This window comes from Sphingobium sp. Leaf26 (assembly GCF_001421665.1).
Lineage (GTDB): Bacteria > Pseudomonadota > Alphaproteobacteria > Sphingomonadales > Sphingomonadaceae > Sphingobium.
Genome location: NZ_LMKV01000029.1, coordinates 195,201 through 213,811 on the forward strand (window position 1 = coordinate 195,201; position 18,611 = coordinate 213,811).

At 64.5% G+C, this 18,611-nt stretch carries 22 protein-coding genes; 11 read left to right on the top strand and 11 right to left on the bottom strand.

All coding sequences use genetic code 11. From position 1 onward, the window contains the following. Nucleotides 1-48 precede the first annotated feature (48 nt). The 4 genes from ASE85_RS18430 (at nucleotide 49) to ASE85_RS18445 (ending at nucleotide 3,245) form a co-directional block, all read left to right on the top strand. Nucleotides 49-474: a response regulator gene (locus tag ASE85_RS18430; RefSeq protein ID WP_235523610.1), complete on the top strand. Its 426-nt coding sequence runs from the start codon at nucleotides 49-51 to the stop codon at nucleotides 472-474. A gap of 152 nt (nucleotides 475-626) precedes the next feature. Next, nucleotides 627-1,697: a DNA replication/repair protein RecF gene (gene recF / locus ASE85_RS18435; RefSeq protein ID WP_056691950.1), complete on the top strand. Its 1,071-nt coding sequence runs from the start codon at nucleotides 627-629 to the stop codon at nucleotides 1,695-1,697. 107 nt (nucleotides 1,698-1,804) lie between these two features. Next, nucleotides 1,805-2,335: a CHAP domain-containing protein gene (locus ASE85_RS18440; RefSeq protein WP_056691953.1), complete on the top strand. Its 531-nt coding sequence runs from the start codon at nucleotides 1,805-1,807 to the stop codon at nucleotides 2,333-2,335. A gap of 124 nt (nucleotides 2,336-2,459) precedes the next feature. Further along, nucleotides 2,460-3,245, top strand: a complete 786-nt coding sequence (locus ASE85_RS18445; protein WP_056691956.1) for a CHAP domain-containing protein — start codon at nucleotides 2,460-2,462, stop codon at nucleotides 3,243-3,245. A gap of 136 nt (nucleotides 3,246-3,381) precedes the next feature. Here the strand turns inward: ASE85_RS18445 and ASE85_RS18450 are convergent, their stop codons facing one another. The 7 genes from ASE85_RS18450 to ASE85_RS18480 form a co-directional block, all read right to left on the bottom strand. Further along, nucleotides 3,382-3,657 carry a DUF3297 family protein gene (locus ASE85_RS18450; protein ID WP_056691958.1) on the bottom strand — a complete coding sequence of 92 codons (276 nt, stop codon included), beginning with the start codon at nucleotides 3,655-3,657 and terminating at the stop codon, nucleotides 3,382-3,384. A 53-nt stretch (nucleotides 3,658-3,710) separates the two neighbouring features. Next, the gene (locus ASE85_RS18455; RefSeq protein ID WP_056691963.1) at nucleotides 3,711-4,547 is read right to left on the bottom strand and encodes a S1 family peptidase; all 837 of its coding nucleotides are present in this window, start codon (nucleotides 4,545-4,547) and stop codon (nucleotides 3,711-3,713) included. 4 nt (nucleotides 4,548-4,551) lie between these two features. After that, the gene (locus tag ASE85_RS18460) at nucleotides 4,552-4,974 is read right to left on the bottom strand and encodes a DUF350 domain-containing protein (RefSeq protein ID WP_056691966.1); all 423 of its coding nucleotides are present in this window, start codon (nucleotides 4,972-4,974) and stop codon (nucleotides 4,552-4,554) included. 66 nt (nucleotides 4,975-5,040) lie between these two features. Then, the gene (locus ASE85_RS18465; RefSeq protein WP_056691969.1) at nucleotides 5,041-5,361 is read right to left on the bottom strand and encodes a hypothetical protein; all 321 of its coding nucleotides are present in this window, start codon (nucleotides 5,359-5,361) and stop codon (nucleotides 5,041-5,043) included. 148 nt (nucleotides 5,362-5,509) lie between these two features. Then, complete coding sequence (locus ASE85_RS18470; RefSeq protein WP_056691972.1) at nucleotides 5,510-6,751, bottom strand: SAM-dependent methyltransferase; 1,242 nt, start codon at nucleotides 6,749-6,751, stop codon at nucleotides 5,510-5,512. A gap of 31 nt (nucleotides 6,752-6,782) precedes the next feature. Next, nucleotides 6,783-7,529: a molybdopterin-binding protein gene (locus ASE85_RS18475; RefSeq protein ID WP_056691976.1), complete on the bottom strand. Its 747-nt coding sequence runs from the start codon at nucleotides 7,527-7,529 to the stop codon at nucleotides 6,783-6,785. Next, nucleotides 7,526-8,245 carry a cytochrome b/b6 domain-containing protein gene (locus tag ASE85_RS18480; RefSeq protein WP_082462916.1) on the bottom strand — a complete coding sequence of 240 codons (720 nt, stop codon included), beginning with the start codon at nucleotides 8,243-8,245 and terminating at the stop codon, nucleotides 7,526-7,528. Before ASE85_RS18480 ends, ASE85_RS18475 begins: the two co-directional genes overlap by 4 nt. A 314-nt stretch (nucleotides 8,246-8,559) precedes the next feature. Between ASE85_RS18480 and ASE85_RS18485 the strand changes: the two genes are divergently transcribed. Continuing rightward, nucleotides 8,560-9,072: a porin family protein gene (locus ASE85_RS18485; protein WP_056691978.1), complete on the top strand. Its 513-nt coding sequence runs from the start codon at nucleotides 8,560-8,562 to the stop codon at nucleotides 9,070-9,072. A gap of 59 nt (nucleotides 9,073-9,131) precedes the next feature. Here ASE85_RS18485 and ASE85_RS18490 read toward each other — a convergent pair whose 3' ends face one another. From ASE85_RS18490 to ASE85_RS18500, 3 genes are all read right to left on the bottom strand, one after another. Beyond that, nucleotides 9,132-9,569 (bottom strand): hypothetical protein, encoded by a 438-nt coding sequence (locus ASE85_RS18490; RefSeq protein WP_056691984.1) that lies wholly within the window; start codon nucleotides 9,567-9,569, stop codon nucleotides 9,132-9,134. 83 nt (nucleotides 9,570-9,652) lie between these two features. Beyond that, the gene (gene rlmN, locus ASE85_RS18495; RefSeq protein WP_056692095.1) at nucleotides 9,653-10,927 is read right to left on the bottom strand and encodes a 23S rRNA (adenine(2503)-C(2))-methyltransferase RlmN; all 1,275 of its coding nucleotides are present in this window, start codon (nucleotides 10,925-10,927) and stop codon (nucleotides 9,653-9,655) included. A 47-nt stretch (nucleotides 10,928-10,974) separates the two neighbouring features. Next, nucleotides 10,975-11,475, bottom strand: a complete 501-nt coding sequence (locus tag ASE85_RS18500) for a hypothetical protein (protein WP_056691985.1) — start codon at nucleotides 11,473-11,475, stop codon at nucleotides 10,975-10,977. Between the two features lie 181 nt (nucleotides 11,476-11,656). On the opposite strand from ASE85_RS18500, the gene dnaN reads away from it, so the two are divergent. From dnaN to ASE85_RS18520, 4 genes are all read left to right on the top strand, one after another. Then, nucleotides 11,657-12,769 (top strand): DNA polymerase III subunit beta, encoded by a 1,113-nt coding sequence (gene dnaN, locus ASE85_RS18505; protein ID WP_056691987.1) that lies wholly within the window; start codon nucleotides 11,657-11,659, stop codon nucleotides 12,767-12,769. A gap of 85 nt (nucleotides 12,770-12,854) precedes the next feature. Continuing rightward, complete coding sequence (locus ASE85_RS18510; protein ID WP_056691989.1) at nucleotides 12,855-15,470, top strand: EAL domain-containing protein; 2,616 nt, start codon at nucleotides 12,855-12,857, stop codon at nucleotides 15,468-15,470. A 161-nt stretch (nucleotides 15,471-15,631) separates the two neighbouring features. Next, nucleotides 15,632-16,462: a 23S rRNA (adenine(2030)-N(6))-methyltransferase RlmJ gene (locus ASE85_RS18515; RefSeq protein ID WP_056691991.1), complete on the top strand. Its 831-nt coding sequence runs from the start codon at nucleotides 15,632-15,634 to the stop codon at nucleotides 16,460-16,462. A gap of 79 nt (nucleotides 16,463-16,541) precedes the next feature. Next, complete coding sequence (locus ASE85_RS18520; RefSeq protein WP_056691994.1) at nucleotides 16,542-16,862, top strand: hypothetical protein; 321 nt, start codon at nucleotides 16,542-16,544, stop codon at nucleotides 16,860-16,862. A gap of 142 nt (nucleotides 16,863-17,004) precedes the next feature. Here ASE85_RS18520 and ASE85_RS18525 read toward each other — a convergent pair whose 3' ends face one another. Continuing rightward, entirely contained in the window at nucleotides 17,005-17,511 is a 507-nt protein-coding gene (locus ASE85_RS18525) for a hypothetical protein (RefSeq protein ID WP_056691996.1), read from the bottom strand. 111 nt (nucleotides 17,512-17,622) lie between these two features. On the opposite strand from ASE85_RS18525, the gene ASE85_RS18530 reads away from it, so the two are divergent. Together ASE85_RS18530 and ASE85_RS18535 are read left to right on the top strand one after the other, a co-directional pair. Beyond that, entirely contained in the window at nucleotides 17,623-18,036 is a 414-nt protein-coding gene (locus ASE85_RS18530; RefSeq protein WP_056691998.1) for a VOC family protein, read from the top strand. Next, nucleotides 18,033-18,563: a peroxiredoxin gene (locus ASE85_RS18535; RefSeq protein ID WP_056692001.1), complete on the top strand. Its 531-nt coding sequence runs from the start codon at nucleotides 18,033-18,035 to the stop codon at nucleotides 18,561-18,563. The genes ASE85_RS18530 and ASE85_RS18535 overlap by 4 nt, the downstream gene beginning before the upstream one ends. The last annotated feature ends 48 nt before the right edge of the window (nucleotides 18,564-18,611 follow it).

Below are 18,611 nucleotides of genomic sequence, written 5' to 3' on the forward strand. Positions count from 1 at the left end.
TGTTCGTTCCCCGGCCGTTATGATGGCCATAATGGTTGGGGAACCGAGATGATGAAGCCTGTCAGAATTGTGGTGGTCGATGATTCACTGACCATCCGCGCGATGATCGAAACGCTGCTGGAGCGCGACCGCCGCATCGAAGTGATTGGCATAGCCCGTAATGGCGAAGAAGCGATCGACATGATCCGGCTGGAAAAGCCCGACGTCGTGACGCTGGACATCGCCATGCCGGGCAAGGACGGCCTTATGATATTGGACGAGATCATGGACATGGAACCCTGTCCGGTCATCATGCTGTCCAGCCTGATGCGCGAAGGCGCGCCGATCGTCGCCGAAGCGATGGACCGGGGCGCGGCCGCCTGTTTCAACAAGGCGATGATCGTGCGGGAAGCCACCCGCTTCATCGGCCTGATCCGCGATCTGGGTCGTGGGCTGGTAACGGTGGATGCGGAACCGGTGGCGATCGCCGCCTGATCCAACGGCATTGCGGAGCAGAAGGGGAGAGGCAGGATACTGCCTCTCCCCTTCTGCTTGGCAAAGGCGGCGCCACGACCAGAAGCGGACACTCTTGGCCCCTCCCCAATGCGACTCTTCCCTCGCCCGCGTCGCGCCGCTACAGCCGCGCGATGATCGGCCGTTTGACCCTGAGCGATTTCCGCAATCATGCGGATGCGCTGATCCTGCCCGATCATCCCTTCATCCTGCTGACCGGCGACAATGGCGCGGGGAAGACCAATATATTGGAGGCCGTGTCGATGCTGGCGCCGGGGCGCGGCCTGCGCGGGGCGGCGTTGTCCGCCATGGCGCGGCAGGATGGCGGCGGCGGCTTCGGCATCGCGGCGGAAGTGGACGGCGCAATGCTGGGTACCGGCGTCACCGCCGCCAGCCCCGACCGGCGGCAGGTGCGGATCGGCGGCATGGCCTCGTCGGCCAATGCGCTGGCCGATCATCTGTCGATCGTGTGGCTGACGCCGGCGATGGACCGGCTGTTTCTGGACAGTCCGGGCGGGCGGCGGCGGTTTCTGGACCGGCTGACGTTGGCGCTGCATCCCGGCCATGCCGTGCATAGCGCCCGCTATGATGCGGCGATGCGTGCGCGCAACCGGTTGCTGGCGGACATGCGCCGGGCCGATCCGGCCTGGCTCGGCGCGCTGGAGGCGCAGATGGGCGAGCATGGCACGGCGCTGGCGGCGGCGCGGGCCGATCTGGTGGCGCGCCTGAACGATGCGCTGGCCGACCAGCCCGACGAACCCTTCGCCCGGCCGCTGATCGCGATCGAGGGGGATGAGGCGGGCGACGAACCGCTGGCGCAGCGGCTGGGGCGGGAGCGGCGGCGCGATGCGGCGGCGGGGCGCACGCTCACCGGGCCGCATCGGCACGACCTGTCCGTCACCCATATCGCCAAGGGGCAGGCGGCCGCGCTCTGTTCCACCGGGGAGCAAAAGGCGTTGCTGCTGTCGATCCTGCTGGCCCATGCCGCGCTGGTCGCGGCGGACCGGGGCCAGCCGCCCGTGCTGCTGCTTGATGAAGTGGCGGCGCATCTCGACCCGTTGCGACGCGCCGCATTGTTCCAACGTTTGCAGGATAGCGGGGGCCAGGTGTGGATGACGGGCACCGAATCCAGTCTTTTCAATGCATTATCTGACGCGACCCGGCTCATCATAACGGCCGGCCAGATTTTTCGTTCCGCAGCATAACGCATCGGCGAAACGATTCATCGCCCGGCGCTTGTCGCTCCATCCTTGCTCTGGCCTAAGACCGGCATCGGGGTTCAAGCCTAAAAACAAGTCGGGGTCGCAATCGCATGTTCGCTGGTTTTCGCGCGTTTTTCGCGGCATCTGTTCTTGCGCTTTCGACTCTCCTCGCTGTTCCCGCCACCGCCGGCACGCTGCAATGCGCACCCTTTGCCCGGCAGGTTTCCGGTATCGACATCCACGGCAATGCCAACACCTGGTGGGGTCAGGCCGAAGGTCGCTACGACCGTGGCCATGAACCCCGCGTCGGCGCGGTGCTCGCCTTTTCGGCCAGCCGCTCCATGCCGGTCGGCCATGTCGCCATGGTCAGCAAGGTCGTCAATGACCGCGAAGTGCTGCTGACCCACGCCAACTGGTCCTATCGCGGCGGCATCGAGCGCAATGTCCGCGCCATCGACGTCTCGGCCAATAATGACTGGTCCGACGTGCGGGTATGGTACGGCCCGATCGGCAATCTGGGCCTGCGCTCCAATGCCGCGCGCGGCTTCATCTACGCCAGCGCTGCCAAGGGCGTCGACCAGCCGGTGCAGATCGCTTCGGCCGACATGACCGGCGGCGCGGCCGTCCGCTCGGCCTTCTGAGCCAGCCTCTCTTCCCATATTATTTTCTGACCGCCATCCCTGACGCTGGCTTAACCTTTTTCAAAGGAAGCCGGTTCTAGGGTCGATCCCGGTGGGGCGATTCTAAAATTTCGGGATCGCATAGATGTTTCGAGCGATGCGCTGGACCGCAGCCCTGCTGTTGTCCGGACTGGCGACCGCACCCTCCTGGGGATCGGCGGCGCTGCAATGTGTACCCTACGCCCGGATCGTGTCGGGCGTGGCGATCAGGGGCGACGCGCTGACCTGGTGGGACCAGGCGGACGGGCAGTATAGACGGGGCACCAAGCCGAAAAAAGGTGCGGTGCTGGCGTTCAGGCCCAATGGTCCGATGACGCTGGGCCATGTCGCGGTCGTCAGCAAGATATTGGATGATCGCCGCGTGCTGATCCGTCATGCCAACTGGTCGGTGCCCGGCGCGATCGAGGAAGATGTGCTGGCGATCGACGTGTCGGCGGCAGGCGACTGGAGCCAGGTGCGCGTGTGGCACAGCCCGACGGGCCAGATGGGCGCGCGGACCAACCCGACCTATGGCTTCATCTATCCGGCGAAGGCGAAGCTGCATGATTTCACGCCGGACCCGACGATGGGCAGCATCGTGCGGTTCGCCAGGGTCGATTCGGACATGTGGGACGAGCGGGCATTGCCGGCGATGATGCGTCAGCCGCGCGCAGTGCCGGAGCCGACGCGCGCCGTTATGACGACCCCGACGCGGATGGCGACGGCGGCGCCCATGCCGGTCAAGGCGAGCAAGCCCCCAAAAGCGTCGCGCGATCGCACCCCTCGTCTGGAGGCCGATCCGTTCGTCGTGGAATATGCCGACGCCGATCCGTCGCAGCGGACGCTGAGCGCGATCATCGCCGATGTCCGGCGCGAAACGGCGATGAACTGAGCAGGCATGCCGGTATCCAAGCCTTCGCGCGATCCTTCGATACGCCGCTCCGACAGGCTCAGCGGCTACTCAGGACGAACGGTCGTTTGAATATGGGGCAAATAAAAAAGGGCGCCGTCGCTGGCGCCCTTTTTTGTCACTCCGCGTCGGCGGGCTTGTCTTCGCTGCCCTCGGCCGGGTTCTCGAACCAGGCTTCGACTTCGCCGGTCAGCTTGATCGTCAGCGGATTGCCATACCGGTCGCGGCTCTTGCCGGCGGCGACGCGAATCCAGCCTTCGGACATATTATATTCCTCCACATCCTTGCGCTCACGGCCCTTGAAACGGATGCCGATGCCGCGCTGAAGCACCTCCATGTCGAAATGGGGGCTTTTGGGATTGGTGGAGAGGTGGTTGGGGGGCGTGTCGCTCATGATGAGATTCCTTGAAAAGCTGTGCTGCGCCTAGCGTCCGAGCCTATAGGGCGTCAACCGCCGCGCTTTTCGTCCACATCGCAATAGATGCGACGGATCACCCCTTCGTCCAGCCAGCCGGCAAAGCGGCTTTCCGCGTCGGCGATGCCGGCGAAGGGATAGGCGACCGGCCGGTCATCCACTGCGCCGCTGGCTCGCGTGAGGCGGGCGACGGCATCGGGCGCGGTGGTCAGGATGCGGCCGCGCCGGTCGGTGGAGGCGCTGTTGACGCCAACGACGCGGCCATCCTCGGCAAAGACCGGGCCGCCGCTGATGCCGGACAGGGTGCCGTCGCCGGTGGGGATGCGCCCCTTTTCGGCCCAGGCCAGCACCGGCTGGGTCAGGTCGGTGCGGCCGCGCCGGGCGCTGGCTTCGCCGATCAGTTCGGACAGGACCAGCGTGGGCTGACCCGCCGGGAAGCCCATATGATAGCCCGGCGTGCCCGGCTGCGGCACACGGCCCGACAGGGGCAGCGCGGCCTCGCTGGGCAGACCGTCGCGCACCAGCGCCGCATCCGCCTCCCGGCTCTCCAGCATGCGCGACACCGGCCGGGCGAAGCGGCCATCCTCCAGCCCGACGCGCGTGCAGCCATGGGTGACATGCTGCGCGGTCAGCCAGGCGCCGTCGCGATCGACGGCGAAGGCGGTGCCCATCGAATCGGCCGGGCCGTTGGGGCTGTCCTCGATCACGAACTGTTCATCACCCCAGCCGGGCATGGGCCGGCGCGGCGAGCGCGGATCATATTGCTCCACCTCCAGCGGCGGCACGCGCACATCCTGTCCGAACCAGGCGACGAGCAGCAGCGCGCCCAGCGCGAAGGGCAGGCAGCCGCAGCCCTTGCCACCCGCCATCGGATCAGCCCGCCACCGCCGCAGCGGTCAAGCAGGCGATCGCGGCCTTCATCATGGCAAGGAAGATCGCCGCCGAGCGTTCATTCGCCTCGATCCGCGCGGACAGCGTACCAAGCAGGAAATCCACGAGGCGGAAGGCGACGAGTTGCAGCACCAGCGTGACGCTGCCCCAGATGACGATGTCCCAGACATTGACCGACCCGGCGAGGCAAAAGCCAAGCGGCACGGCCAGACCGATCGCCGCGCCGCCCAGCGAGATGGCGGCGGCCTCATTGCCCGCGCGGATCAGTGCGAACTCGTCATGCGGGGTGATCCACATATACAGCGCCAGCGCCGCCAGCCAGACGAGGGTGGCGGTGCCCAGATGCAGCAGGAAGATGGGAAGGCCCGACAAGAGGCTCTGGATGACGGGCATGGGATCACTCATGCCGTCAGAAATGCCGCAACCCGCCCCAAGGTTCAATCGGGGCGGGCTGTGGTCGAAATATAAGTGTCAGCGACAGATGCGCACGCGGACGTTGCGGTCGCGATAATAGTCATAGCGCCATTCGGTCCAGCAACGGGTCCGATAGCCGGCGTTGGAGCGGTAATAGCCGCGATCGCCGCGCCATCCCCGATTCCCGCGCCAGTGGCGGCGGTCGTCCCCACGGCGATTGTCCCAGCGCCGGTGGTCGCCGCGCCGGTCCCAATGGCGATCGCGGTCGCCGCGCCAGCCATTGCCGCCATAATATTGCGCCTGCGCCGGCATGGCCGCCGCGCCAAGGCCAGTGATGGCGAGGCTCAGCGCCGCCGCGCCTTTCCAAAACAGCTTCATCGATTCTCTCCTCATAGATCCCGCCCTTGAGGGGGTGGGAGCATGAAGGCGAGAATGGACCGGGCCGACTGAACCATCCGGGAATGATAGTGTCAGCGACGGTTCAGCCTGGAACGGCGAAATGACAGGGCGTCACGCCCAACCGTTTCTACCGCCCCCTCAGGGCCGCTTCCGCCTCCTGCATATAGTCGCGGGTGATGGGCAGGGCGCGGCGGTCGCGGGCGTACTGGATCTGGAAATTGACCATGCCGCCATGTTCGAACACGGTCGCCGCCCCGGCGAGGTAGAAGGTCCAGAGGCGGAAGAAGCGCTCGTCGTACAGCGCCACGATATCGGCCTTGCGCGCCATGGTCCGCTTGTACCATTCGCGAATGGTGAGGCCATAATGGACGCGCAGCACCTCCACGTCCGTCACGATCAGCCGCGTGCCCTCGCTCCCGGCGACCATTTCCGACAAAGCGGGAATATAGCCGCCGGGGAAGATATATTTGGTGGTGAAGGCGTCGGTGGTGCCCGCCCCGCCCATGCGGCCGATCGTATGAACCAGCATCACGCCGTCAGGCGTCAGCAACTGACGGCATGTGTCGAAGAAAGTGCGGTAATCGGGCGTGCCGACATGTTCGAACATGCCGACCGATACGATCCGGTCGAACGGCCCGGTCATGTCGCGATAGTCGATCAGTTCGAACCGGACATGGTCGGAGACCCCGGCGTCGATCGCCCGCTGCCGCGCGACCTTCAACTGCTCCTCCGACAGGGTGATGCCGGTCACGTCGACGCCGCAGGTGCGGTGGAGATAGAGCGCCATGCCGCCCCAGCCACAGCCGATGTCCAGCACCTTCATGCCCGGCTTCAGATATAATTTGGCGGCGATATGCGCCTTCTTGTCCTCCTGCGCCTGTTCCAGGCTGATCCCGGCCTCATTGTCCACATCGGGATAATAGGCGCAGCTATATTGGCGGTCGCGGTCGAGAAACAGGGCGTAGAGCGCGCCGGACAGGTCGTAATGATGGGCGACATTGGCCTTCGATCGGGCGCGGTGATTGGCGCGCCACAATCTCTGGCGCGCCACGCCGATGCCGCGCTTGAGCAGGCTCTTCGATTCGATCGACTTGCCCTGTTCCCACGGATTGTTGGCCCGAATCATGGATATGAATTCCATGATGCCGCCGCCCTCTATCCCGACCCGGCCGTCGATCCACGCTTCGGCCATGCCCAGGCGCGGGTCTTTCACGATGTCGAATGGCACCCGGCCATCCTTGAACCGCAGGGCAAGATCGGGAAATTCGGGATCGGCCTGACCGACCGTGATGGTCTTGCCGTTGGCGTAATGGACGGTCACACGGCCGCGCGTGACGAGCCGCTTGAGAACCACTTCAAACAGTTTCATGTCGCCACCATGTCATGTCGTTACGCAGGCGTCAAACGCCGGCATACCAGTCATAATCGGCATGGTCTTCCCAAAATCCGCCCTTACCCTTGCCGATTGCGGTCAGGCTGTCCACCGCCTCTATCCCCATGAGATATTTGGCTTGTTTGTAACCCAATTGTCTTTCGACACGCAACCGCAGCGGTGCGCCATTGGCCACGGAGAGTGGCCGGTCGTTCAGCGCAAAGGCCAGGATGGTCTGGGGGTGAAAGGCATCGGTCAGGTCGATACTTTCATAATAGGGCCGCCCGCCGCCCATATCGTCGGCGCAGCGAAAGACGATGTAGCGCGCCCGGCTTTTCAGCCCCGCGCCGTCGAGAATCGTCTTCAGCGGCACGCCGCGCCACTTGCCGATCGCGCTCCATCCCTCGACGCAGTCATGGCGGGTGATCTGCTCGCGATGCGGCAGGCGGCGCAACTGCGCCAGCGAGAGCGACAGGTCGCGCGTGACCAGCCCCGACACCTGTAGCCGCCAGTCGGCAAAGCCGCCGCGCCACAGCGCCTTGTAGGCGGGCGTGTTGGGATTGGCGGTACCATTGGCGCGGAAGATCGGAGAAATCTGGTCGGGGCGGAACTCCCGCGCCAGCGCGTCGGGCGCCATCAACCCGCGCTGCGCCCATTTGTGGAAATTCTCGGCGGAAAAGAGCGCCTCGCGAAAGCCCTCGTCGCGTGCCAGCCGGTCGCAGCCGGCCAGCGTCGCGGTGGCGCCCAGCAACAGGGTGCGGCGGGTCAGGATCATGGCCGGTCCCGCGGCAGGCGATAGCGGCCGGTGATGATCGCCCGCACCTGATTCACCGGTCCGCTGAGCAGCACCATGAGGATATGGACGACGACAAAGGCGACGAGCGCAAAGGCGGTGATGAAGTGGATCGACCGCGCCGATTGCCGCCCGCCGAACAGATCGACCAGCCAGGGCCAGGCCGCATTCATGCCGGGGGACATGGTCAGGCCGGTCAGGATGATGAGCGGCAGCGCCACGAAGATCATACCGACATAGCTGGCCTTTTGCAGCAGGCCGTAGCGCAAGGCCGCCTCCCCCTTAGGAAAGCGCAGCCGGGCATGGTCGCTGATGTCCTGCCAGAGGTGGCGCGGCGTGAGTTCCTCGCGGCGGAAGGCGAGGTCGCGACCGATGTGCCGGTTGGCGAGGCTCCAGAGCATATAGGCGAGGAGCGCGAAGGCGAAGATCGGCGCGGCGGCGAGATGCCAGTGGCGTGACAGGGCCAGGCTGTAATGGCCCGGCAGGGTGATCCATCCCGGAAAGCGATCCAGCACCAGCCAGCCATGGTCGAAATTGGCGCCATATTGCCCCCAATAGAGGCGGGGATGCGCGTTGAAGATGCCCAGGCCGCTGGTGAAGAGGATGTAAAGCAGCAGCGCGTTCAGCCCGTGCCAAAGGCGGGTGGAGAGGCGATGGCGCTGGGCCATCCTGTCTGCGCTGTCGATCATGCTGACCATGCGGTGATCCTATCCGATTTTCCGCCGAGGTCCACCGTCGATCATCGATGATGGGGCAAAGTGCCCAATGTAACCGTTTTGCAACACAAGTGCTGAAATTGATTGAAATAAAGATTGACCCCCTTTGCAACTCAAACTTGCGATCCTAGATGGCAATTGCGCGGTCATGATGCGGATCGCGCTCTTGATCTCCGGATAATGGAGAGAAGAGTCGCAGGAGTTATTATGAGAATAAGTTCATAATATCTTTGCATCGAACCTGAACGCCAGATGAATTTCTAAGTCTCGGCGACAAGATAAATATCGAGGACTTTATGAAGACTGTGATTTTCGCAGCCGTTGCTGCTGCCACCGTTGTTTCGGCCCCTGCCTTTGCTCAGGACGCTGCGCCCTTCACCGGGCCGCGCGCGGGCATCACTGCGGGCTATGACAAGTTCGACGGCCGTGACGGCTTCACCTATGGCGTGACCGCCGGTTACGACATCGCCGTCACCCCTGGCGTGACCTTCGGTCCTGAAGTGTCGTTCAGCGACACCACCACCAGCGCCGGCGCTGGTGCGGAAGTCAGCCGCGACCTGGCCGCTTCGGTCCGTCTCGGCTACACCCTGACCCCGCAGGTTCTGGCCTTCGGCAAGGTCGGCTATGCCAACACCCGCATCGATCTGGGCAATGGCGGCGCGTCGTTCGAAGGCGTGCGTTATGGCGGCGGTCTGGAATATTCGGTGACCCCGACCACCTACATCTCGGCTGAATATCAGCGCAGCGAGTATGAAGCCAATATCGGCGGTCGCGACGTCGGCCTGGTCGGCGTCGGCTTCCGTTTCTGATCCCTCTCAAAACGATCAGATTCCAAGGAAGGGCGGTCCTGCAAAGGGCCGCCCTTTTCTTATGCCGGTACAAGTCGGGCAGGCAGCGATTGCAGATCCGGTTCCACCCACCCCAGCCGGGCCGGCGCGGACATCAGCCGATCGCGCGACCAGTAAGTTAAGAGCCAGTCCTTGTCCCCCAGTGGTGAGGCCATCAGCGCCGCCAGCGCATCGGCCGGGGCGATGTCGGCGGGCAGGCCGGCCAGCAGGGCGCGCGTCATGTGCAGCGACGCCTGGGTGATGGTTTCATGATAGCCGCTGCTGCCGCTGTTCACGCCACCTGCGCTTTCATTATAGCGGCGGATGAGGCCGGGCATGTCGCGTTCGGGCTGGATGTCCGGGCGTTTCAGGATCAGCCAGAGTGCGGTCGAAAAATGCGCCTGATGCGTCCACCGCGCCTTGGGCAGGGTGCAGGCGCAAAATCCGTCCGCCAGCGCCTTCATCTCGTCATCGGTCATCCTCTTTCCCCCTAATGAAAAGCCCCGCCGTTGCGGGCGGGGCTTGTCGTCCTGCGCGTGCGGCGCATGCTGTCGCCCCCGGATTATCCGAGTGCGGCTTGCTTCTCTTCGGCCAGGCGCTTCATTTCGGCCTTGCTCTTCTTCTCGCTCGCCGACTTGAGCTGGCCGCAGGCAGCCATGATGTCGCGGCCGCGCGGCGTGCGGACCGGCGCGCTGATGCCGCCTTCGAACACGATGCTGCTGAACGCACGGACGCGCTCCGGCGTCGAACATTCATAGTCGGTGCCGGGCCAGGGGTTGAACGGGATCAGGTTGACCTTGGCCGGCAGCTTGTACTTGCGGATCAGGCGGACAAGTTCGCGCGCGTCCTCGTCGCTGTCATTCTTGTCGCGGATCATCACATATTCGAAGGTGATACGCCGGGCATTGCTGGCCTTGGGATAGTCGGCGCAGGCCTGGAGCAATTCCTCGATGCCATATTTGCGGTTGAGCGGGACCAGTTCGTCGCGCACTTCCTTGGTCACGGCATGGAGCGACACGGCCAGATTGACGCCGATCTCCTCGCTCGCCCGCGCCATCATCGGGATGACGCCGGAGGTGGACAGGGTGATGCGGCGGCGCGACAGGGCAAGGCCATCGCCATCCATCACGACCTTCAGCGCGTCGCGCACATGCTCGAAATTATAAAGCGGCTCGCCCATGCCCATCATCACGATGTTGGTCAGCATCCGCCCGTCGGGCGAATATTGCGGGGCGTCCTCATCCTCGTCCGCGTCGTTGGCCCCGATCGCTGCCGAACCCATATTGCCCTTGGGCCATTCGCCCAGCGCGTCGCGGGCCAGCATCACCTGCCCCACGATTTCGCCCGGCGTCAGGTTGCGCACCAGCCGCATCGTGCCGGTGTGGCAAAAGCTGCAATTGAGGGTGCAACCGACCTGGCTGGACACGCAGAGCGTGCCACGGTCCGCATCGGGGATGAAGACCATTTCATAATCCTGCCCGTCGTCGGAGCGGAGCAGCCATTTGCGCGTGCCGTCGGTCGACACCTGCGCCTCCACCACCTGCGGGCGGCCAACGACGAAGCGTTCGGCCATCCAGCCGCGCATCGGCTTGGCAAGGTCGGTCATCGCCTCGAAATCGGTTTCGCCGCGATGATAGAGCCAGTGGAACAGTTGCTTGGAGCGCAGCTTGGCGGCCTTCACGTCAAGGCCGGCCTCCTCCAGCGCGCCTTTGATCTGCGGGCGCGACAGGCCCATCAGGTCGATGCGCCCATCCTCCCGCGGGGTCACCGCGCGCGGCACGGGCACAGGGTCGATGGGGCCGGGAATCGGCATGAGCGGGCTGGCGGCTGATTGCATGGCCGCGCACATAGTCGATTTGCGCGGATTTTTAAAGATAGGTTGGATCAGCGCAGTTTCGAGCAGCCCAGCGCGGCCGCGTCGATCGCAGTGGCGGCGCCGCGCAGCGCATAGCTGTCGGCAAAGCCGCGCCCGTCCGCGCCGACGCCTGCGACGCTCATGCTGCTGGCGGAGCGCATCGCCGCGACGATCTGCGCGTCGCCGCGCGCGTCGGGTGCCCATGCGTCGATCTGCCCGGCGACCAATGTGAAGCGGCGTTCGCCCACGGTCAGGATCACCGGGGATTTTTCCGCCCGCGCCCGGCTCAGGCGCACATGCACCTGTCCGCGCACCCTCTGGCGCGGCCATGTGCCGACCGAGGCGAAGCCCTTCGACTGTTGGCCACGGCGCGCGACCGGCTGGGTTATGGCATAGCAGCGCGGTGTCGCGGGATCGCGAAAGGCGCCCCAGCTTTCGAAAATGCCCAATGAATCGCGGGCCATGGCCGGTGGCGCCACAAGCAGCAGGAGGGGCAGCAACGCCAGGGCGCTAGGGGTTGTGGGACGCATGGTCGACGCAAAGCCCAAGCCGTCCCCTTTTGCAACCCCGGCGGACGACCAACAGGCCAAAAGCACGCATGCGACGCTTGCAGGAGGCGTTACAGCGGCTATGAAGGAGCATCCATCATTGTCGCCGGGATTCGACCGAACCCCCGGCTATCGGCTTAAAAAGAACGGACAGAACAGGGACATGAAGGCCACCATCGAACGCGCAACGCTCCTCAAGAGCCTGAGCCACGTCCAGTCGGTGGTCGAGCGCAGGAATACCATTCCCATCCTGTCCAACGTGCTGATCGAGGCGTCGGCCGATGGCGCGATCAAGCTGATGGCGACCGACCTCGACCTCCAGATCGTCGAAAGCGTGTCGGCGCAGGTGGAACAGGCCGGCGCGACCACCATTTCCGCCCACACCCTGTTCGACATCGCCCGCAAGCTGCCCGAAGGCAGCCAGGTGTCGCTGCAAGCGGCCGAGGGCAAGATGCTGATCCAGGCCGGCCGCGCCCGGTTCAACCTGTCGACACTGCCGCGCGACGATTTCCCGGTGATCGCCGAGGGCGAACTGCCCACGACGTTCGAACTGCCGGCCGAGACGCTCAAGCAGATCATCGACAAGACGCGCTTCGCCATCTCGACCGAAGAAACGCGCTATTATCTGAATGGTATCTATTTCCACGTCACCGACGACGACCAGCCGGTGCTGAAGGCCGCCGCAACCGACGGCCATCGCCTGGCCCGCGTCACCGTGACCCGTCCCGATGGCGCCGAAGGGATGCCCGGCATCATCATCCCGCGCAAATGTATCGGCGAATTGCGCAAGCTGCTGGACGAAGTCGACGGTTCGGTCGGCATTGCCCTGTCGGCCAGCAAGATCCGCTTCGGCCTGGGCAGCGCGATCCTGACCAGCAAGCTGATCGACGGCACCTTCCCCGATTACAGCCGCGTCATCCCGACCGCGAACGACAAGCTGCTCAAGATCGACCCGCGCAGCTTCGAGGATGGCGTCGACCGCGTCGCCACCATCGCCACGGAAAAGACCCGCGCCGTCAAGATGAGCCTGGACAAGGACAAGATCACCCTGTCCGTCACCAGCCCCGAAAATGGTACGGCGGCCGAAGAAGTGCCCGGCGCGTTTCAGGGCGAGGGCTTCGATATCGGCTTCAACGCCCGCTATCTGCTGGACATTCTGGGCCAGATCGACAGCGACCTGGTCGAACTGCATCTGGCGGACGCCGCTGCGCCCACGCTGATCCGCGAAAGCGATACCAGCCCGGCGCTCTACGTGCTGATGCCGATGCGCGTCTGACCTGACCTTTGGTGCAGGTTCTCAGCCTGCGCCAAAGCGGACCGGAGGTAATCCTCTGGCAAGGAGTTTGCGTTACGGGTGACACATGTCCCTGCTGCGTGCATCCCTGAACGATAATCCATCCCGTTCGATGACTTTGATGGTCGCTCTCGGCCTGTCGGAGGGCGGGACCGAGGTGTCCGCATCCTGGATTTCGGGCACATTCTTCCACATCGCGCGGCTGTGGCCGTTGATCCTGCTGGCCAAGTTCAGCGTCATCGCGTTGCTGAACCTGCCTTTCTATTCCGGCGAGCCGCTCCAGGTCGCGCTGATGATCGCCATGCTGATGATCGACGGCACGCTGATGCTGCTGCCGCGCCGCAGCAGGTTCCGCGGCCTCATGCCGCATGTCCAGAACTGGATGATGTTGCCGATGGTGTTCCTGTCGGGCCTGACCTTCAGCCTGTGGCTGGGCTATGAAGCCAAGGCGGCGACCGACGCACTGTTCCTGGCGGCGGTGCCCGAACTGGCGGTCGCGCTGCTCGCGGTCTGCATTTTCGGCGACCGGCGCCTGCTCGGCATCAGCTATTTCCTTGGCGCCTTGCTGGTGTCCGTGGTGGAAAAGGCCGGCCTGGCGCAGGTCGGCCTGTTGTTCAGTTGCGTCATCGTCATGCTGGTCGCGACCCTGCGCCAGGCGACGGCCGACCGCGACCAGGCGATCGCCAGGCACCAGCAGGATCTGCGCGCCCAGCGTTCCGACCGGCTGTTGCAGGAGCATGAGCGGACCGGGCGCGGCTGGTTCTGGGAAACCGACCGTCAGGGCTGCCTCACCTATATCAGCGACACGCTGGCGCAGTCCCTGTCGCTGGCGACGGAGACGCTGATCGGCAAGCCGATCACCGAGATCGTCCGGCCCGGCGACAAGAAGCAGGGCGATGGCGAGCGTACGCTTGGCTTTCACCTGTCCGCCCGCACCGGCTTTTCCGACATTGCGGTCTGCGCCGCGATGGCGAAGGAAGAGGAACGCTGGTGGTCCATTTCCGGCCAACCGGTGTTCAACGAATTTGGCCAGTTCCATGGCTTTCGCGGGTCGGGCACGGACCTGACCGAAACCCGCCGCAATCAGGCGGAGGTGACGCGCCTTGCCCAGTTCGATTCGCTCACGGGCCTTGCCAACCGCATCCAGATGCTGCGATCGCTGGAGCAGGCTGTGGCCGACCGCCATGGCAAGCCGGGCGAATGTACGCTGATGATGCTGGACCTCGATCGGTTCAAGATCGTCAACGACACGCTGGGCCATCCCGCCGGCGACGCGCTGCTGCGTCAGGTCAGCCAGCGGTTGCAGCGCGTGGTCGGCGAAAAGGGGCTGGTCGGTCGCCAGGGCGGCGACGAGTTCAAGATATTGCTGCCCGGCCGCCACGACCAGACCGTGCTCGCCCATCTGGCGCAGGCGATCATCAGCGCCGTGTCGCAACCCTATATGGTCGAAGGCAATGCCGTGGTCATCGGTGTGTCGATCGGCCTGTCCGCCTGCCCGCAGGACGGCGTGACCGCCGACGCACTGATCCGCAACGCCGACCTGGCGCTCTATGCCGCCAAGGGCGACGGCCGCGGCGTTCATCGCTTCTATTCGTCGGACATGCACGCCGACGCGGAAAATCGCCGCCAGTTGGAGGAGGATCTGCGCCGCGCGCTGACCGCCGACGGCCTGCACCTCGTCTACCAGCCGGTCGTGTCGTCCAAGACCGAGCAGATTACCGGCTATGAAGCATTGCTGCGCTGGAACCATCCGGTGCGCGGGCCGATCTCGCCGACGCTCTTCATCCCGATTGCGGAGGATAGCGGCCTGATCGCCCAGATCGGCGAATGGGTGATGCGCACCGCCTGTCGCGACGCCGCCGAATGGCAGGACGGCATCCGGGTCGCGGTCAATGTCTCGCCGACCCAGTTCGCCAATCCCGGCTTCCCCGCGACGGTGATGAGCGCGCTTGCATCGTCGCAACTGGCGGCAGAGCGGCTTGAACTGGAAATTACCGAAAGCGTCTTCCTGAACGACGATGACGGCACGGACGCGATGTTCAACCGGTTGAAGGCGATCGGCGTCCGGCTGGCGCTGGACGATTTCGGCACCGGCTATTCGTCGCTCGGCTATTTGAAGAAGGCACCGTTCGACAAGATCAAGATCGACCAGAGTTTCGTGCGCGGCGCCGCGATCAAAGGCAACCGCAACAGCGCGATCATCAAGGCGATCGTGAGTCTGGCCGAGGCGCTGGGCATGGACACCACCGCCGAAGGCGCGGAGACGCAGGACGAACTGGCGCTGATCCGCCAACTGGGGTGCAGCCATATCCAGGGCTATATCTATGGCCGGCCGATGCCCATGGCCGATGTGATGGCTACCCAGCAGCGCGTCGGTACGGCGGCCAGCGCCAATGGCTTCCAGTCCAGCCGCCCCGAACGCAAGACCATGCTGCGCACCATCGCGGTCCATCATGACGGCCATGTCTATACCGGGCGCGTCCGCAACATCTCTGCCACCGGCGCGCTGATCGAGGGGCTGTGGAACGTGCCGACGGGCACATTGTTCGCGATCGAACTGGCCGAAAACCAGTTCGTCAACGCGACCAGCAAATGGTCGAAGGATGACCGGATGGGCGTGGAATTCGCCGGATCGGTGGACATCAGTACCCTGCGCAACCCGCCGCGCACCATGGCAGGGTAAAAGCCGAGCAGGGCCTGATTGGGATGGGAAGGCGCCATCTGCTTTTGGCGAGACCAGCGGCAATATCTGACGCCGGGTGGTGCAAGGTCACGCTGCCATAGCTTCGCTTTGCAGAAGGTCCGGCATATCCTAGAGACGGATCGTCAGGATTTTGAATCACAATGAATTATCGCCATTCCTTCCATGCGGGCAATAGCGCCGATGTCGTAAAGCACAGCCTGTTGATCGCTTTGGTGCAGGCCTTGCAGCATAAGCCCGGCCCGCTGACGCTGATCGATACCCATGCCGGCTGCGGGCTGTACGACCTTGGCGGCAGCGATGCGCAACGCACCGGCGAGGCCATGGGGGGCGTGCTGCGGGCCTTTGCCGACCCGAACCCGTTGCTGGACGACTATCGCGCCGCCGTACAGGCGGTGAATATGGGGGGCGAACCGCAGCTCTACCCCGGCTCACCGCGGTTTCTGGCGCAGCTTTCGCGGCCGCAGGATGTCCTGATCCTCAACGAAAAACACCCGGAAGACGCCTATACCCTGCGCGGCGTTATGCGCGACACCGGCGCGGCCGTGCATGAACGCGACGCCTACGAACTTTGGCTGGCTATGGTGCCGCCCCGCACCGCGCGGGGCGTGGTGGTGGTCGACCCACCCTATGAGCAGACCGACGAACGCGCGCGCATCACCGCCACCCTCGCCGCCGCTCACCGCAAATGGGCGCATGGCGTGACGGTGATCTGGTTTCCGCTGAAAGACCGCGCCACGCATCGGCAGTGGACGGGGCAGTTGCGCAGGCTCGGCATCCCTAAATTTCTGCGGGTGGAACATTGGCTATATGATAGCGAGCAACCCGGCATCTATAACGGCGCGGGCCTCTTTATCATCAACCCGCCTTACGCTTTCACGCAGACGCTGCCGCCACGGCTGGAAGCCTTGCGCGCGGCGTTAGCGCCCGAAGGGCATGAGGGCGAGATCATATCCGATTGGTTGGGCGATTGAGACAGACCCTCATGAAGGGGTCGGAAAGCCCTGCGATACCGGGGATGAAGTGCCGCTGCTGACATGCTAAGGACATGCCATGTTTCAAGCACCCGGCCGCAGCGGCACTGTCGAGATCGACGGTTTCAAATATGATTGGGAACTCCTGAGCGAGCCTCAATTATCCTCTTCCGATGGTTGGAAGGGCATGACTGTCTCCCTGCGTGAGAAAGACATGCCCCGCGAAGCCGTGCTGGAATTTCCGGCACCCAAGCGCCTGATGAGAGGATTGCCGAAAGGGCGTTTGCACATCAACGATGCGATTGCTTCGCGAGGGGTGCGGGCAGCATTATCGGCAGGATGGGACCCTGCGTCGCGCGGCAAACCCACGGTTTTCATGGTCGACGCCAACGGCGACTAGGAATCGAGAAGGCATTACGAGAGCCTTGCCCAAGCGCCTCGCGGACGTTTACGGCGCAAAAATCGAGCGACATTGTAAACTTGGCCCCGTCGCGTCGTCGCGACCCGAAACGGTCGTTTCAGATCCTCGCTTCGACGGCGTTTCAGCAGCGCTTGCGTGTGACCGCCGTGCCGTCGTTGACGATGGTCAATGCCTTGCCGTCCTTCGACAGGCTCAGCGCCAGGGTGCGGGTCCAACTCTGGCCCTCGCCGGTGAAGGCGGCCTCCACCGCCGCGCGGTCATCCTTGTCCTGGATCACGCTTTGGACCGTGCCGACGCTTTCGTGAAAAAGCAACTGGTCCGGCATGACGGTCAGTTCCAGTGCCGCCGCCTTGTCACCGCATCGCTCGGCCGCGCCCGCCCAGCGCCCCTGCATCGCGGCCGGGACCAGCCCGTCCGGCGCGGCGACGGGCGGTGGCGTCTGCACGTCCGGCACGGTTTCGACCGGTGTGATGCCGTTGACGGGCGGCTCGGCCATGTTGGGCAGCGTCTGGTCCAATATATTGGTGACGACGCCCGGCTGGTCTTCCTGCTTGTCCGGCGTGCGGTTGCAGGCGGGGACGATCAGCAGCAACGGCAACATCAGCAGGGCGGAGGATGAAGTTCGCATGGAAAACAAACCGGCCAATCACCGACCGGTTCCCGCTAACGGTTCCGGTCGCCCTTCCCTTGGCCCGCCACCATGCTAGGTTGCCACCGGTCCATGAGAGGAGTCGATGCCATGCCGGTGCTGGGAATGGGGGGCCTGTTCTTCCGCGCGCGCGATCCCGATGCGCTGGCCGCCTGGTATCGCATGCACCTGAATGTCGGCGGCGGCTGCGTGGTCGATCCCGCCGATCCGCCCGATGAATGGATCTGGCAACCCCAGGGCGGGCCGATGGTCTTTGCCCCGTTCAAGGCAGACAGCGACTATTTCGCCGCCGACAAGGCGTTCATGTTGAATTTCCGCGTGTCCGATCTCGATTCCCTTCTGGCCCACTTGCGGAGCGCCGACATCGCGATCATCACCAAGCCGGAATGGGACGATCCCGTCCTTGGCCGTTTTGCCCGCATTCACGATCCGGAGGGTAATGCGATCGAATTGTGGGAACAGCCCGACCATCGCCCCGAAACGCCGCAAGGAACCCCGTCATGAAGCGCCTCTCCCTTCTCCTCGCCGCCGCCGCCACACTGATGTCCGGCAATGCCATGGCCGCGCTCGCCATCGGCACCAAGGCGCCCGATTTCACCACCCGCGGCGCGCAGGCGGGCAAGACCTTCACTTTGACCCTGTCGCACCAGTTGAAACGCGGCCCTGTCGTCCTCTATTTCTTCCCCAAGGCGTTCACGCCGGGCTGCTCGGCCGAAGCGCGTGAATTTGCGGAGAATATCGACAAGTTCAAGGCGGCCGGCGCCACCGTCATCGGCATGTCGGCCGACCCGGTCGATGATCTCGTCGCCTTCTCGACCAAGGAATGTGCGGGCAAGTTCGCCGTCGCCTCGGCTGGCCCCGCCATCGTGTCGGGCTATGACGTCGCCTTGAAGATGCGGCCGGGCATGACCGACCGCACCTCCTATGTCATCGCGCCGTCAGGCCGCGTCGCCTTCGTCCATAGCGAGATGAACTATGCCGGCCATGTGAAGAGCACGCTGGCCGCCGTGCAGGCGATGAAGGGGAAGTAGGCACCATATCCGTTCGTCCTGAGCGAAGTCGAAGGACGAACGAAGGTC

Bases quoted from the DNA above. Each gene is read 5' to 3' on its own strand.
- ASE85_RS18430 (WP_235523610.1), top strand. From the start codon at position 49: ATGATGAAGCCTGTCAGAATTGTGGTGGTCGATGATTCACTGACCATC.
- recF (WP_056691950.1), top strand. From the start codon at position 627: ATGATCGGCCGTTTGACCCTGAGCGATTTCCGCAATCATGCGGATGCG.
- ASE85_RS18440 (WP_056691953.1), top strand. From the start codon at position 1,805: ATGTTCGCTGGTTTTCGCGCGTTTTTCGCGGCATCTGTTCTTGCGCTT.
- ASE85_RS18445 (WP_056691956.1), top strand. From the start codon at position 2,460: ATGTTTCGAGCGATGCGCTGGACCGCAGCCCTGCTGTTGTCCGGACTG.
- ASE85_RS18450 (WP_056691958.1), bottom strand. From the start codon at position 3,657: ATGAGCGACACGCCCCCCAACCACCTCTCCACCAATCCCAAAAGCCCC.
- ASE85_RS18455 (WP_056691963.1), bottom strand. From the start codon at position 4,547: ATGGCGGGTGGCAAGGGCTGCGGCTGCCTGCCCTTCGCGCTGGGCGCG.
- ASE85_RS18460 (WP_056691966.1), bottom strand. From the start codon at position 4,974: ATGAGTGATCCCATGCCCGTCATCCAGAGCCTCTTGTCGGGCCTTCCC.
- ASE85_RS18465 (WP_056691969.1), bottom strand. From the start codon at position 5,361: ATGAAGCTGTTTTGGAAAGGCGCGGCGGCGCTGAGCCTCGCCATCACT.
- ASE85_RS18470 (WP_056691972.1), bottom strand. From the start codon at position 6,751: ATGAAACTGTTTGAAGTGGTTCTCAAGCGGCTCGTCACGCGCGGCCGT.
- ASE85_RS18475 (WP_056691976.1), bottom strand. From the start codon at position 7,529: ATGATCCTGACCCGCCGCACCCTGTTGCTGGGCGCCACCGCGACGCTG.
- ASE85_RS18480 (WP_082462916.1), bottom strand. From the start codon at position 8,245: ATGGTCAGCATGATCGACAGCGCAGACAGGATGGCCCAGCGCCATCGC.
- ASE85_RS18485 (WP_056691978.1), top strand. From the start codon at position 8,560: ATGAAGACTGTGATTTTCGCAGCCGTTGCTGCTGCCACCGTTGTTTCG.
- ASE85_RS18490 (WP_056691984.1), bottom strand. From the start codon at position 9,569: ATGACCGATGACGAGATGAAGGCGCTGGCGGACGGATTTTGCGCCTGC.
- rlmN (WP_056692095.1), bottom strand. From the start codon at position 10,927: ATGCAATCAGCCGCCAGCCCGCTCATGCCGATTCCCGGCCCCATCGAC.
- ASE85_RS18500 (WP_056691985.1), bottom strand. From the start codon at position 11,475: ATGCGTCCCACAACCCCTAGCGCCCTGGCGTTGCTGCCCCTCCTGCTG.
- dnaN (WP_056691987.1), top strand. From the start codon at position 11,657: ATGAAGGCCACCATCGAACGCGCAACGCTCCTCAAGAGCCTGAGCCAC.
- ASE85_RS18510 (WP_056691989.1), top strand. From the start codon at position 12,855: ATGTCCCTGCTGCGTGCATCCCTGAACGATAATCCATCCCGTTCGATG.
- ASE85_RS18515 (WP_056691991.1), top strand. From the start codon at position 15,632: ATGAATTATCGCCATTCCTTCCATGCGGGCAATAGCGCCGATGTCGTA.
- ASE85_RS18520 (WP_056691994.1), top strand. From the start codon at position 16,542: ATGTTTCAAGCACCCGGCCGCAGCGGCACTGTCGAGATCGACGGTTTC.
- ASE85_RS18525 (WP_056691996.1), bottom strand. From the start codon at position 17,511: ATGCGAACTTCATCCTCCGCCCTGCTGATGTTGCCGTTGCTGCTGATC.
- ASE85_RS18530 (WP_056691998.1), top strand. From the start codon at position 17,623: ATGCCGGTGCTGGGAATGGGGGGCCTGTTCTTCCGCGCGCGCGATCCC.
- ASE85_RS18535 (WP_056692001.1), top strand. From the start codon at position 18,033: ATGAAGCGCCTCTCCCTTCTCCTCGCCGCCGCCGCCACACTGATGTCC.